This window comes from Neorhodopirellula pilleata, from assembly GCF_007859915.1.
GTDB classification, from domain to species: domain Bacteria; phylum Planctomycetota; class Planctomycetia; order Pirellulales; family Pirellulaceae; genus Rhodopirellula; species Rhodopirellula pilleata.
The window spans coordinates 1-13,999 of sequence record NZ_SJPM01000005.1; the positions used below are offsets into that span (position 1 = coordinate 1).

10 protein-coding genes are annotated in these 13,999 nt (G+C 56.6%); 5 read left to right on the forward strand and 5 right to left on the reverse strand.

The window, feature by feature from the left end; translation table 11 throughout:
* Nucleotides 1-391: 391 nt before the first annotated feature.
* Complete coding sequence (locus tag Pla100_RS13125; protein WP_146578174.1) at nucleotides 392-820, reverse strand: hypothetical protein; 429 nt, start codon at nucleotides 818-820, stop codon at nucleotides 392-394.
* 286 nt (nucleotides 821-1,106) lie between these two features.
* On the opposite strand from Pla100_RS13125, the gene Pla100_RS13130 reads away from it, so the two are divergent.
* Entirely contained in the window at nucleotides 1,107-2,840 is a 1,734-nt protein-coding gene (locus Pla100_RS13130; RefSeq protein WP_146578175.1) for a COG1361 family protein, read from the forward strand.
* A 267-nt stretch (nucleotides 2,841-3,107) separates the two neighbouring features.
* Here the strand turns inward: Pla100_RS13130 and Pla100_RS13135 are convergent, their stop codons facing one another.
* Together Pla100_RS13135 and Pla100_RS13140 are read right to left on the reverse strand one after the other, a co-directional pair.
* Nucleotides 3,108-4,670 carry a family 16 glycoside hydrolase gene (locus Pla100_RS13135; RefSeq protein WP_146578176.1) on the reverse strand — a complete coding sequence of 521 codons (1,563 nt, stop codon included), beginning with the start codon at nucleotides 4,668-4,670 and terminating at the stop codon, nucleotides 3,108-3,110.
* A 205-nt stretch (nucleotides 4,671-4,875) separates the two neighbouring features.
* Nucleotides 4,876-7,983: a COG1361 family protein gene (locus Pla100_RS13140; protein ID WP_146578177.1), complete on the reverse strand. Its 3,108-nt coding sequence runs from the start codon at nucleotides 7,981-7,983 to the stop codon at nucleotides 4,876-4,878.
* Nucleotides 7,984-8,517: 534 nt separating this feature from the next.
* Between Pla100_RS13140 and Pla100_RS13145 the strand changes: the two genes are divergently transcribed.
* From Pla100_RS13145 to lptE, 4 genes are read left to right on the forward strand one after another with little or no spacing between them, the layout of a single operon-like run.
* The gene (locus tag Pla100_RS13145; RefSeq protein ID WP_146578178.1) at nucleotides 8,518-8,862 is read left to right on the forward strand and encodes a hypothetical protein; all 345 of its coding nucleotides are present in this window, start codon (nucleotides 8,518-8,520) and stop codon (nucleotides 8,860-8,862) included.
* A complete protein-coding gene (gene recO / locus Pla100_RS13150; protein WP_146578179.1) occupies nucleotides 8,859-9,710 on the forward strand; it encodes a DNA repair protein RecO in 852 nt (283 codons plus the stop codon). The genes Pla100_RS13145 and recO overlap by 4 nt, the downstream gene beginning before the upstream one ends.
* 44 nt (nucleotides 9,711-9,754) lie before the next feature.
* Nucleotides 9,755-11,002, forward strand: coding sequence for a tetratricopeptide repeat protein (locus Pla100_RS13155; RefSeq protein ID WP_231603021.1), 1,248 nt, complete (start codon nucleotides 9,755-9,757; stop codon nucleotides 11,000-11,002).
* Between the two features lie 20 nt (nucleotides 11,003-11,022).
* Complete coding sequence (gene lptE, locus Pla100_RS13160) at nucleotides 11,023-11,523, forward strand: LPS assembly lipoprotein LptE (protein WP_146578180.1); 501 nt, start codon at nucleotides 11,023-11,025, stop codon at nucleotides 11,521-11,523.
* Between the two features lie 16 nt (nucleotides 11,524-11,539).
* Here lptE and Pla100_RS13165 read toward each other — a convergent pair whose 3' ends face one another.
* Entirely contained in the window at nucleotides 11,540-13,021 is a 1,482-nt protein-coding gene (locus tag Pla100_RS13165) for a sodium/glutamate symporter (RefSeq protein ID WP_146578181.1), read from the reverse strand.
* A gap of 287 nt (nucleotides 13,022-13,308) precedes the next feature.
* The gene (locus tag Pla100_RS13170) at nucleotides 13,309-13,818 is read right to left on the reverse strand and encodes a flagellar basal body-associated FliL family protein (RefSeq protein ID WP_146578182.1); all 510 of its coding nucleotides are present in this window, start codon (nucleotides 13,816-13,818) and stop codon (nucleotides 13,309-13,311) included.
* Between the last annotated feature and the right edge of the window lie 181 nt (nucleotides 13,819-13,999).

The window sequence follows — 13,999 nt, forward strand, 5'->3', positions numbered from 1 at the left end:
CGAAATCCCCGCCAGCAAATTTGGCGTTGCATCATTCGACGCTGACCGACAAAAGAAAAGCCTCCCCCAAGCGATTCTCCACTAAAACTTCAAGCTGCTCTCACCGACTTGTGTGGTACAGTGAGCTGCGTAAGCGAGGGATGAGTCAGTATCAATGATCCCTCGCTCACCGGGCTGTTGATTTAGTCCTCATCGAAACCCGAAGCGTGAGCGAGGGATACATACACAAGCCTTAATGACGCTGGATCCCTCGCTCACGCAGCGGGTTACGAAAAACCAATGCCACAGGCAAAAACGCAATTTCAAAACTCGCGCATCGGGTTTCGATGAAGACTAAATCAACGACCCGCTAACAACGGCATTGGCGAGAATGACACCGGCAACGGCGAGATCATTCAACTTCGTCGATGACTCGCGGGTTCTCGGTAGAGTCTTCCTCGATAGAGTCTTCCTCGCTGGTCGAAGGAGCTTGCGTCGAGTCTTCCGCCGCGTTTGGTTCGGCAGCATCGGTTTCGATCGCCATGCCCGGCTCTGGATCGCTGCTGTCCGCAGGAGGATCCGCGAAAAGGTCTTCCGTATCACCGGTGACCTCCGCTGAAGGTCCGGTCGGCTCATCCATTGGTGGTTTGGCGACTTCGTATCGATCCTCGGTTGGATCTGTCATCGCGCCGTCGTAGTCGGGTGCTGGGTCATACTGGGTGCCATCGTCGAGCACCACGTCAGGCTGTTCATCGTAGAGGCTGTCTTCGTAAGCGTCATCGTTGCAGCCAACGAGAGCCAAGCCGAACGTCAATGCGATGGTCGTGAGCGTCATTTTCATCGGATACTTCTCCAAAGTGGTCTGTGTGAGAATCGCAGGGATTCAGGGAAATTCGAACGTTGCAAGAGGGAAGGTCCCGCGCGCCCTCGGCTTTGAGGGCATCTGTTTGTAGTGGTACCGGGGATGCAATCGGCGTACCGAGAAACGGAAGTTGTGTAGTTGCCAGACACTGCACCGGAGGAGTTCAGTGGTTGGTGTTTTGGCATGGTCATTGCGGCGCTGTTAGCGGCGGATGCGAACGGGTTGTTCGTTCGCCCTACCGATACTCCACCAAAGGAAAAGAAACATGCCCATTACTCTTCAACGCGCCGTGCAAGCATTTGCTTGTGCCGCGTTCCTGGCAACCGGACTCGTTCCGGCCACCGGCTCCGCTCAAGAATCCATGCAGACCGGTGACGGATTGCTGACGATCAAAGCATCGATGCCCGAAACCGCTCGCGTCGGCGAAACGTTCAGCTACGACGTCGAGGTGATGAACTCTTCAGACAACGTTGTGCTACACGACGTGCAGCTCAAACAAGCTAAAGCAAAAGGGTTCTCGATCGAGTCGGTCAGCGTGAAAGGCCAGTCGTCGAAAGGCCAGTCCGACGACTCCTCGCAAAACGATCAGGATTCACAGGCGAACCAAACGTCGAACGAACAGTCCTCGAGCGGCGGAAAGTCGATGACGATCAAACAGTTGATGCCCGGTGAAAGCAGGACGATCACCGTCAAGGCCACCGCCGATCAAGAGGGTGAGCTTCGCAGTTGTTTGGAGATCGCCAGCTACACGCCGGCGATGTGTTTGACGTCAAAGGTTGTCAAGCCTGAGCTCGAATTGACCAAGATGGCCCCCAAGGAGGCGAACCGGTGTAACATGATCGAGCTTCAGTACAGGCTCAAGAATGGCGGAAGCGGCGATATCGGCAAGTTGGTCGTTACCGACTCGCTCGGCGAAGGACTTTCGACCATCGAGGGTAGTAACGAGCTGAAGTTTGATCTCGATGGACTTGCTGCGGGAGAAACCCGCGAGTTCGTCGGTCGTGTTTATGCCAAAAAGACGGGAAGCTTCAGTAGCCGAGCAACTGCCAAGGCATCTAACAGCGAACTGCAAAGCCGTAGTCAGAAGACGACGACAAGAATCATCGCCGCTGATCTGGTCGCTAACGTCAATGGTCCGAAGCGAGTCTATGGTAATGATTTGGCGACTTTCACCGCGACGATTAAGAACGAAGGAAACGTCGGAGCCGATGGAGTCAACGTGACTGTTTCCTGGCCGGCCAACGCAAATTTGGCTGACATGAGTGAGTATTCGATTACGAAGAGTTCGTCAGACGATTCGCAATCTTCAGAACAATCGAACTCCGGCAAATCACAGAACGGTCAACCAACGATGGCAAAGAACTCAGGTTCAAGTCAGTCCAGTCGACAAGATCAAAACTCGGGTGACGAATCGATGTCTATGCAGAGTGAATCGTTCGTGATCGACCGCCTCGAAGTCGGTGACACGGCGGAATTCACTTACGCGATCCGCACCGACAACCTCGATAAGTTACCGACGAAGGTGAACGCTCGTCACGTGTGTACCGTGGATGCGGCCGAAGACGAGGCGAAATCGACTGCCAAGACGACCGCGATGGCGATGGCGACGGTAAAGGTCGTTCGATTGCCGGCGTTGCAACTAGCTGTGGTTGACGATGAAGATCCGGTCAAGAGCGATTCGAAGGTCCAGTACACGATTCAGGTTTGGAACGAAGGCGACGCGGTCGACGAGGATGTTCAACTCATTGCTAAGCTGCCCAACAACTTGAAGTTTGATTCGGCCGACGGCCCGACCGAGGTGAAGTCTGAAGGCAACACGATCGAATTTGCGAAGATCGACAAGATGCAACCTGGCGATCGTGCCGAATTCACCGTCACCGCCACACCGAGCGGAACCGGTAATGCGAGATTCGAAGCGGCGTTGACAAGTAAGATGTTGCAACAAGAAGTGATCGGCGAAGAGCCAACACGATTGTTCGATTCTTCTTCGAGTCAGTAAAAACTTCCTCGAGTCAATACAAACGACCAAAGATCGTTTAAGCAAACCTCGCCGGGATCACCGGCGAGGTTTTTTTATGACCCTTCAGAACTGAAGGCGACTTTCAGTCGCCAAGCCTGCTCGCGTTGAACTTCAGGCCAATTCAAAAACTCTTCGTCACACGGCGGTCGCATCTCGGATCGAGAAAACCGGGGCTAACGCCCATCGGCTAATGGGCGAAGCGACGATTCGGATTTTTTTCTAGGGTTCAGACCGCACCGGACGTCCTTATTTCACCGGTCGGACGCGAATGTTTTTCCAACGGACTTGGTAAGGACCTTGGTCTTTGGGAATACCGTGAACTTGCAATCCGATGAATCCCTCGCGAGCTGATTCAGGATCAACGATGTCAGCGACTTGGGTGTCGTTGATCCAGGTTTGAATGCGATCTCCGATTGCGCGGACACGAAACTGGTTAAACTTACCATTTTGGTAAGCATCCTTGATCGGCTGTTCCTTGGTGATCCAACCGCGTCCGGTTGCTTCGCCGTAGATGTAACCCGCTTCACCTGGAGTCGATTCGATCTCGACTTGTGGCCCGTAGACACGTCCGCCATCCTCGCGAGTTTTGGATCGGATCTGAACTCCGCTATTGAGGCCCTCATCGACATTGACTTCGAATGCCAACTCGAAATCGCCGTAGTCTTTGTCGCTGCAAAGAAACGAATTGGGGCTGCCCACGGCGGTCTTTCCGACGATCGCTCCCTCCTCGACTCGGTACGACGCCGTACCGTTTTTTTGCGTCCATCCCTGAAGTGATTCCCCATCGAACAAAGTGACCCATCCTGACGCATCTAGATTGGGTGGTTCGTTCATGGCGGCGGTAATTTCCGTCGCATTGCCCTCGGCTTCCGCTGCCGCCGTCGGTGCTCCTGACGCGGCTTCGTTGGATGTCAACACCTTGCCGTCGACGGGCGGCAAAGTCACACCGGTTGTGGCTGCCCATTGAGTCCCACGACGAAGAGACGTCTGAAAAGCAAGTCCGTTCATCGCGGTCGTATCATGTCCCAACGTCGTATGGAAAACGCGTCCGTTTCCGAAGTGAACGGTCATTAAGATGGGTTCGTGTTCCCCAGTGCCGCCGGTAGCCGGATCGCTGTACGCGGTAGCGAGGACATGCAAGTTTTCAGCCGGCCCCCGGAGTTCACCGTAAAGTTCGTCGGCGACTTGCATGAATGAAGGCGGCAGTCCTTCGGTGATCGGATGATTGCGTTCGCGGACGACGATTTGAAAAGGAACTCGCTTGCCGTGTTGACCACCGCGGCCGGGACTGTCGTCACGGGTGAAGCGTTTGAGATCTTCTTTCCAGCGAACATAAGGGCCGTTCTTTTCGTTTCGTCCGCCCCATCCTCCAAGACCGATCATGCGGTTGTAAGCATCCCAGTCCGAGAACGAATTGTCGGCCGCGTGAACAACGACAAGTCCTCCTCCACCGGCAATGTACTCGACGAATGTTTTCTCAGTCGTGTCACTCCAAGACTGGCCGTTGTAGTTCGAAACGACGACGTCGTAATCCTGAAAATTGGGACTGAAACTGGACTGGTCCTCGTCCTTGCCAGGCGCGGTCGCGATCGTGACCTCACACAATCCTCCCGATTCCAATGTTTCCTTGATCAAAGGCGAGGTTTGCTGCCAATTGTGATTGTTTTGTCCGTCAATCAGTAATGCTTTGATCGGTTTGGCCGTCTCGGCGAACGCGGGCGACACAAGGCCTGCGCCGATCAACAAGATGGCGAGCGAACTGGACCAATAACCGGGCACATGAAATCGGGAGCGATCGTTTCGTTGCATGGAAAAACCAGGGGTGTGGGGCGAATCTTGAGAGGTCTCGAAGACTCACCAGCTTAACAATCTGCAACTGCAAAGTGCACCTCTCCCAAAGAAAAACGCAAATTGCGGTCGAGGCCCACTAAACGAAAAAAGCGGCTTGCGACCTGAATCGGGGTTCCGATTGAGGCGCAAGCCGCTTTGGATTCTACGGGCTGCGGTGGCGGATCTACCGCAACGGCAGTGAGAATTCGTTTCCGCCGGGGCCGCTGCGACGAGTGATCCGCTCATTGCGGGGTTCGAGGTAGTGAGTCGCTTCTTCGGCGACCAACACGGTGTCTCCGCTGCGTACTTCCGTTCGGAATCGGTGGTGTCCGGACGTCTCGGCCTTAGCGACGATCTTCATCCGAACCTCTTCACCCGCTTCGATTCGGGGGATCGGTTCGATCAAGACTTGTCCGGTGATCACTTTTCCAGTATGTCCGGTGATTTGGCTGGGCTCGATCCCATGACTGAACTGAGCGACGGCGCGAACATCGGTGGCGGGTTTGCTACCACGGTTTCGGATCACGATCTGATAAACGACGTCTTGTCCGATCGGCGCGGGAGCTTGCGGGTCCTCAATGGTGAGTACCAAGTCGGCGATCGCTTCGACGTTCGTATCCAACGCCACCGTCGTTTGCCCCGCAGCGCTGCCCTTGCAATCAAACTTGAAGGATTGCGTTCCGGTCGCGTTCATCCGGCATTGGAATTGGTACTGCCGCACTGCACCGGGCGACAGCGAGGCGATCTTCCAACGCAACTGGTTGTCGGTCAGCGAAGCACCTTCCATGCCACCTTGATACGTCACTCCCATCGGCAATTGCAAGTTCGCGATCACGTTCTCGCTCGCCGTCGTGCCGTGGTTGGTCAATTGAAGTTGGTAAGTCGCCTCGGCATCTTGATACTTCAGTTCCGGTCCCGACAGCACCGCTTCCAAGTCGGCGGCGAGAACGCGTACCGTCTTGTTCGCTTCGGCTTTCAGTTCCAGATCGCCAACGGCCATGCCGTGGATCTTCAACTCGCCGAGGTCTTGAGCGGTCAGTTCGACCTCGAACTGGGCTTCTTTTCCGGCCGGAATGTCACCGATCCGTTGACTTTGTGGCGAGCTTGATTTGGGCGAAAGCGTGAACACGACATCTGGGGCGATACCGTCGCCGGGGTTGAGAACGCGAATTTGGTAGGTCTTTGATTGGCCATAGATGACTTCATCGGGGCCATCGATCGTCAATGCGAGCTCCGGTTGTTGAACGGTGACTTGCATCTTACGTGTTTGCGGTTGCATCGTCCAATCGACATCAAGGTCGTGGGTTCCCGGTCGCGATGCCTTCAAACGGACGAACATCTTCTCGGTCTGTCCGGGCTCCAAGCGATCGATCTTCCAGTGCAAATTGCGAATCGTCTCGTCGGTGTTGCCTTGAACTTCGCCGCGGGTGACTTGTTGCCCAACGACATCGGCCCAATCGGGAATGTGAGCACGAACGAGCAGCCCTTCGGCGGCGACCGAACCACGATTCTCCACGATGACTTCATAGGGATGGGTTTGACGGATCATGATGCTGCGAGGTCCCGCCGTCATCACTCGAATACCGGGCAACTCGGTCGCCGTTGCCGTCGTGTTCGGAGCGACCGAGGGATTTACCGCCGACGTCGCTGGGGCCGTCATGGATTCACGCATCGTGTTGGGATGGGTGGTCGAGGCAGCGTCTTCATAAGACGGCGAAGATTGATAGGTTGGCGGTGCTGGCAGCCCTTGCCCGCTTCCGAAGGCGGCAGCGGAATAGGTTGCCGTCGTGCGACGCGGTGCAGATTGCGATTGATCGTGGGTGCTGGTTTGCCCGGCGTCCGATCTTGCGGCGAAACCGTCGTGCGAGACATTCTGAGATTCATGCCATGCTTTCATGGCTTCAGCAGCCTCGTCGACCACTTCGGCTGGCAGACGGTCGCTGATCGGTTGCAACGCAACTTGGTCGGCGGGACTGAGTGATCCGCCCGAACGTGCTGATCCGCTTTCAGTTCCGAACGTCGTCATGTGGTTGGTCGCGGGAGTTGCCTTCGTCGCAACGGATTCCACGGGCGTCGTCGTTGGAGACGACGTCGGCAAACTCATCATCGGCTCGGGTTGTGCTTGAGGCGATGCAACGGCCGGAGCGGCAGCCATCGGCTGCGATGCGACTTCGGACTGACGAGCTTCACCAAGCGACATCGTCGACATCGCGGGCTGGTTCGATTCTTTAGCTTTTGGCTGAGGTTGGCTGGACGCTTGAAGCGATTGCGAAGGTGCGAGATTGTTTGGAGTGGCTAGAGTTTTCGCGACCGCGATCGGCTTCTTAACCACCGTGGGCGCTTCCGCAATGACTTCGATTTCTTCTGGCTCGGCAGTGGCCATTTCAGGCTTGACGGCTTCGGCTACGCGACGCGACGAAGGACTCGGGGTGGCCGCGATCGGCTCTTTCGCCGGAACCGACTTCTGAACGATTTCCTTTGAAGTGTCCTTGGTCGATTCGGCTTTCGTGTCTTTCGCCGACGACGGAGCCGGTTGGGCCTTGACGACCTTGCGGCTCACCTTAGGAACCAGTTCGATCGGACCGCTATCACGCGGAACAAGAACGGGCGTTTTCGACTCGAGTTTGGTCGGAGTGAACGAATCCGATGCCACGGTCGTAGAGCGGCGACTGCTGCGAGATAGCGACAGCGGTTCGGGGCGATCGCTACTGACATCGGCCAGCGATTCGACCGACGCGGGGGATTCCAACTTACGTGGAACCGAAGGGCTACTCGGTCGCGGTACCGATTTCACCACAGGGGGAGGCGTCGGCACGGCAGACGATCGGGATTGAGCGACGGGTGCCGGCTCAGTTCGTGAGGAAGGCGTTTGGCTTCGCGAAGACGGATCTTGGATCGGTGCCGGGTTGCGGCTGGCCGTGCGCGCCGGACTAGGGCCGTGCGTCGGGATGCCCTGCCAATTGACGTCGCGGTCGCTTGGAACCGGAGTGGCTTTCCGATAGGGTTCGTCGGCTTTTCCACTCGAGCTGCTACTGCTGCTGCTGGAAGATCCTCCGCCGAACAACCCACTCAATAAACCGCCACTGCGAACGTTCGAGCTGCGACGTCCGTTGAGCTCCTTGCCGGCAACCTGGCGGATCGCGGGCGACGACTCACCGGATTGCCCGAATGCTGTTGGAGCGACCGGGATTCCGATAGATTGGGTCGCCACAGCAGCAGCCACGAGGGTAGCCAGAACGCGTCGGCGTTGTCGAGGCGGACTCAAGAAACGAAAAATGCGATTGCGGGTCATTGGGTTCTCGCCTTCTGGGCACGAAAATGGTTGTTCGTTCGTAGTATCGGTCGCACTTGTCCTTTCGTTTGAATGAATTTTGACGGTTGCTCGGGTTTTGAGCGTTCGGCCACCAGCGGGCTGTTGATTCAATCGTAACCCGCTGCGTAAGCGAGGGATCATGGATACTGACTCATCCCTCGCTTACGCTTCGGGTTACTAAAAGCCAATGCCACCGGCGGGCTGTTGATTCAATCGTAACCCGCTGCGTCAGCGAGGGATTATTGATATTGACTCATCCCTCGCTCACGCTTCGGGTTACTAAAAGCCAATGCCACCTGCGGGCTGTTGATTCAATCGTAACCCGCTGCGTCAGCGAGGGATCATGGATACTGACTCATCCCTCGCTTACGCCTCGGGTTACGATTCAATCAACAGGCCGCTCGCGAAACCGCCACGCCTTGTGATGCGGCCTCAAAATGCGTAATGGTGAGTGTCGCTCACTCATTTTCGCTGAAGTCCATTCCCTCTTTTACTCGCTTGGATGAAACAACCATGTCACGACGCGAAAAAATTCAAGCCATGCTGGCCGATGATCCCCAAGACACGTTTTTGCGATATTCGCTCGCGATGGAATACCGCAGCGAAGGAAACCACGAAGAAAGTTTGCGGGGACTAGGCGAATTGACGCGGGATGAGACCCCCTATGTGCCCGCGTTTTTCATGGCGGCCCAACAGTTGGTCGACCTCAATCGCATCAACGAGGCCCGCTCGATGCTGCGCGAGGGGATCGATCAGGCCCGCGAACAAGGCAATTCGCATGCGGCAGCGGAAATGAGTGAGTTGCTCGCCTCGATCGGCAACCTTGGCGAAACCACCGAAGAAGACGACGACCTTTGAATTTCGCCAGTACCCACCCACCACGCTACAAGAGCGATGGCTCGCACACCCACTCGACCACCGCAGTCGTGCTGCGAACGGTCGAGTTTAGTGAAACGAGTTTGGTCGTGACGCTGCTGACCCGCGATCTGGGGCGGGTTTCGGCACTCGCCAAAGGAGCGCGTCGACTTAAGGGGCCATTTGAAGGGTCGCTGGACTTACTGAGCGTTTGTCAGATCGTCCTCATCGCTAAATCAGGCGATCGACTCGATCTGTTGACCGAATCGAAGCTGCGGCGACGGTTCCGGGGCGGTGATCGTTCGTTGGAACGCACTTACGCCGGCTATTACATCGCCGAGACCCTGAGATATTGGCTCGACGACGACGAACCTCATCAAGAATTGTTTGATTTGACGCTCGCGGCTCTGGGTTTGATCGACGGCGAAGGGCCGGTCGCGCAAACGTTGCTCGCCTACGACTGTCAGTGCCTGCGTTTACTCGGCCATGCGCCCTCGACTCGACGATGCACCGCTTGTGATCAGTTGATCCTTCCCGGACGTGCCAAGATTCCGTTTTCACTCGACGGCGGCGGGGTCGTTTGCAACCGATGCCGCTCGACCCAGTCCTATTTACGTTTGGTTCGTCCGGCGACGCTCGAAGCGTTGGAAACGCTCGTCCGCCCGCCCCAGCGTATCGACGAGAATAGCGTCACGTTTCCGTTGCGTTCGATGTTGCCACCGGTCGACCAAACTTCGTATTCCGAACTTCGTGGGTTAATCAGCCGATACATTCAACACCTGATCGGTCGCGAATTGCGGATGCAACCGTACCTTCCCACGAACATTGAGACCTTCGAGACCACCCCTTGATGCGATCGGGGGGACTTTATCAACCGGAAACAACGGATTGTTTCATGACTACCCAATCGCCATCTTTCGCGTTGCATCGATCGCATCGACGATGGATCTTTATCTTTGTAATGTCGGCCGGATTGACCGCAATTCACGGGGCCGAGCGAACGTATGCTCAAGACCCGATCGACAGCGCATGGGAATCGACCCAAAAAACGCTAGACCGAGTTTCACGGTTCGTCACCGGACGTGAGCAAGCCAACGCGAGCAAAGCGAAAGACCTCTATCAAGAAGGCGACCGGATCTTCCGAGCCGCATCGGCAAATTCAAGCCAGGTCGCCCGCGACGGCGATACCGAAGGCCGTGAAAAAGCCGAATTCGCCAAAGCTGCGAAACTTTTTCGAAGGGCGTCGGAGGCGGAACCAGGTTCGGCGCTGTCCCAAGATGCGTTGTTCATGCAAGCCGAAAGCTTGTTCTTCGCCGATCAATTGACCGAAGCCACCGACATCTACCAAAAATTGCAGAAAGACTATCCTCGCAATCGTCACAGCGACCGGGTTGCGTCGCGATTGTTTTCGATCACACAGTACTGGATCGACACCGAAAAGGCGGGTGGCGGTGGCATCATGCCGATCAACTTGTTTGATCCCACGCGTCCACGTTTGGATGTCGATGGCCACGCGATTCGCGTACTCGACTCGATTCGATACGACGACCCGACAGGGCGTCTCGCTGACGACGCGACCATGGCGGCGGCGGCCGAGTACATTCGTCAAGGGAAGTTCGAAATGGCGGATGAGTTTTTGACGGATCTTCGCGAGACGTTCCCCGATAGCGAGCATTTCTTCCTTGCTCACATGCTGGGGATTCGCTGCAAGCTCGAAGTTTATGCCGGTCCGCAGTACAGCGGATTGATGTTGGAAGAGGCGGAAAAGTTGGTTCAGCAAACTCGTGAACGATTTCCTAACAAGCTTCAAGATCAGCAAACCGCAGACATGCTCGCCCGCGCTTCCGCAGAAGTCGCCTTTCGACACGCCGAACACCTTTCCGTGCGGGCTCAGTACCGCGAAAAGAAACGCGAGTTTCGTGCCGCAACGGAATACTATCAGCGAATCTTGAACGAGTATCCCAACACGCCCCAAGCCGAGAAGGCTCGAGAGCGTTTGCAAGAAACCACTTCGCTGCCTGCCGTCCCCGAACGCCGTCTGACATGGCTGAAGGCCGTTTTCCCAGACAGCAAGAGTTCGTCGCCCCTGGAGTTCAGTTTCGAATCGCCGACCGGTGAAAAACGGGAGACGGTCCTGCGGTGAGAACAGCTTTGGCCATCGTGATGTTGTCACTCGCTATCACGCAGGTAGGTTGCGCGCCGTACCAGTTCGGCAACGCGGCTTTGTTTCCGCCCGGCGTGCAAACCGTTCACGTTCCGATCGTGCGTGACTCCACATTTCGACATGATTTGGGAGTTCGTTTGACGGAGGCGATCATTCGCGAGATCGAGCTGCGAACCCCATACAAGGTGACCGCCGACCCATCGGCCGATAGCACCTTGCGTTGCGAAATCATCGGCGAAACCAAACGAATGTTGACCGAAACCAACGCCGACTTCCCCCGGGCGCTCGACGCGGCCGTTCAAGTTCGCGCCGCGTGGACAGACCGCCAAGGAAGACTACTGCTCAGCAACGCGGTCGTGCCGACGGGCGATCTATCGATTCTATTTAGCCAAGACGAACGGTTTGTTCCGGAGGCGGGCCAGTCGGTCGATACCGCGATGCAAAAAGCGATCGAAGACCTCGCCGGCCGGATCGTCAGCCAAATGGAAGTCCGCTGGTAAAGCCATCTACGTGGCGTCAACTTGCAGTCGACGTCTCATGACGCCGTGACAGAATTCCCGCGACGATCAAACCGAGCAGCACGATCGTGAATCCGAAGGTGGATGCGGCGATCGGGATTCGTTCGAGCAGTAACAGTGGAAGCCCCACCGTCAACATGCCACCGCCGATGAACGGCGCGGAAAGCGGGGCCGCCAATGCATACTCTTCCGCCGCCCTTGTCTTTAACTCCGGATCAATCATTCGCAACAGAACAAATCCCGTCGCGGTCGTTCCGGTGGACATGCCAAAGTTGATCAGCCCCAGCTCGAACCAATGTGTGCACGGGAGAATCCGGCGTGACAACACGACCAAACAAAACGTCGACCAAACTATGCCGCCGATCAGTAACATTGAAAACGCCCACCATAACGACGCGACCGCTTGAAGGTTCAACGTCGCCACCGCAGCGACCACCAATAAATCCATGCTCGCTCCGCACAAGGATTCGATCGAACGCGAATCGATCCAATCTGCGGCTCCGATCCGCGTCAAACCGACACGCACAAGCCACCCACCAAATAGGGTGTAGATGAACAACGGGAATGATCCGACGACACTGACGAATCCGAGCTTTGATCGGAAGACATCGTCTCCGGCTGTTCCCGCCGAATCGTTGCGGACCCAGCCGTCGAGTTCCCCGGCGACGGAACCCACGATCGTTTGCAAGCCGACGCCGATTCCGAAAGCGAGTGCGAGCCAAACCGCCTGCAGCAATAGCGGCTCGATCGCTTCGGAGATCGTGCTGGATCGCGCGCCCTCTGGTTCGGCTTGGACCTCCTCCATGGCATCGCTGGACACATGCCGGAGTATTACCTTGTCCTGCACCGGAGTTGCCGTCCAACGTCGCAGTACGCCGATGTTGACGAGTACGACTCCGGCAAGCAGTCCGTAGACCAGACCTGAGGTGGCCATCAGGATTCCGAGGTCCAAGCCTTCGGCGAGACCGACTGCGGGGTTTTCAAATACGGTTCCCATCGCGGCGGCGGTTCCATGACCGCCGGCGAACCCGGTCTCGATCAACATCGCCGTCGAATTGGGCATGGGAACGTCCGACCTCGGCTGAATCAAACACCAAGTGATCCAAAGGCCGATCGTGGTTTGTCCGACGACGATGATCCAGACCATCAAACCTTGGCGAGCGACCGCCGTCCATCCTCCCCCTCGCTCACGTTTGTCGGATTTCACCAGCAACATGCCCGCGAACACGACCGCGATCAACCATCCCGGCCAAGACGATAAGATCGCCATCGGTCCTAATTCGAATTCGTTGACAACGGTCGGCAGAGATGATTTATCGAAACGAACGGCGGCCCACTGGGCGGCCTGCCACAAGATCAAGCCTACGATTCCGGCGATCAGCGATACCGGAATCCTCGCCAGGGCGAACCAACGCGTCGTCCCGCGAATCGCCAACCCGAGCATCAATAGAACCGCTGCAGTCAGGATGGCATTTATCATCAATCAAAACCAGCTCGTCAAAAGTGCGTTCGTTCGTCGTAAGAACGTGTTTTAAAAAGGGGTCTGACCCTCTCCGGCGAGGCCAAAAACCCAATGAAATCGACTCGCCTCCAAAGGGTCAGACCCCTTTTTAAAACACGTTCTAAGTCGGCGTGGTCGCAGCGATCGCGAAGACCCGGCACGCTGCGGGGTAGGAGGATCATGATCGATTAATGATTCCCTCGCCGGGTGTTCGTCGCAAAGCCTCCTCCACCCAGCCTACTTTTGCCTACTTTGGCGGCTGATGGTCACTCCGCTGCGGCTGCGGGTTGCGTTTCCGGTTCGCTTGATCCGCCGCCGACCATCGTGCCGATCACCACGGCAACTAGTATCAGGAATACGGTTGCGCCAAGAATCGCCGCCATGGCCTTGGGACTCAGTGTCCCCTTCGCCTTGGATTTTTTATTTCCGGTCGCGGCCGTCGATTCGGATTCCTCAGTTTGACTACCCAGTTCTCCGGCCAATGGGTCACCAGGGATCGGTCCTTGGTAAACGTTCAGTGATTGGTGAGCGGTGGGAAACGTGGTCACAGCGACCGGTCCGGCCGACGGGAATTGAATCTGCCCGAAATCAAAACCTTCGTCTTCGGGCGTCAACGGGGCTCGACGCCCCCCGGCCGATGACGCGGTCGCGGCGGCACTCCCGGCTGCGTTGATCGGAATCGCGTTGGAGCAGGCGGGACATTTGATTCTCGCCGCCGTCGGCATTTGTTTCAGATTCAGCGATTTTTGACAGCTTGGGCATTGAATGACGGGCATAAGCGGTTTTCTAACGCGACGACGAGAATTGAAACGGAAAAGAGGGGAAACCCGAACCGGGGGCGGACTCGCCCCATCATAACCGTTACACGCACCCTGAACAGAATTCTTTCTTGTTCAGGCGAACCGGTGCGGCTTGATGTGATTCGATAACCGGCTCGGCGATGGGTAAACTGATACG

Excerpts from the sequence above, each read along its gene's own strand:
- Pla100_RS13135 (WP_146578176.1), bottom strand. The coding sequence starts at position 4,670 with ATGCAACGAAACGATCGCTCCCGATTTCATGTGCCCGGTTATTGGTCC.
- Pla100_RS13130 (WP_146578175.1), top strand. The coding sequence starts at position 1,107 with ATGCCCATTACTCTTCAACGCGCCGTGCAAGCATTTGCTTGTGCCGCG.
- Pla100_RS13140 (WP_146578177.1), bottom strand. The coding sequence starts at position 7,983 with ATGACCCGCAATCGCATTTTTCGTTTCTTGAGTCCGCCTCGACAACGC.
- Pla100_RS13170 (WP_146578182.1), bottom strand. The coding sequence starts at position 13,818 with ATGCCCGTCATTCAATGCCCAAGCTGTCAAAAATCGCTGAATCTGAAA.
- Pla100_RS13155 (WP_231603021.1), top strand. The coding sequence starts at position 9,755 with ATGACTACCCAATCGCCATCTTTCGCGTTGCATCGATCGCATCGACGA.
- Pla100_RS13165 (WP_146578181.1), bottom strand. The coding sequence starts at position 13,021 with ATGATAAATGCCATCCTGACTGCAGCGGTTCTATTGATGCTCGGGTTG.
- Pla100_RS13145 (WP_146578178.1), top strand. The coding sequence starts at position 8,518 with ATGTCACGACGCGAAAAAATTCAAGCCATGCTGGCCGATGATCCCCAA.
- Pla100_RS13125 (WP_146578174.1), bottom strand. The coding sequence starts at position 820 with ATGAAAATGACGCTCACGACCATCGCATTGACGTTCGGCTTGGCTCTC.
- lptE (WP_146578180.1), top strand. The coding sequence starts at position 11,023 with ATGTTGTCACTCGCTATCACGCAGGTAGGTTGCGCGCCGTACCAGTTC.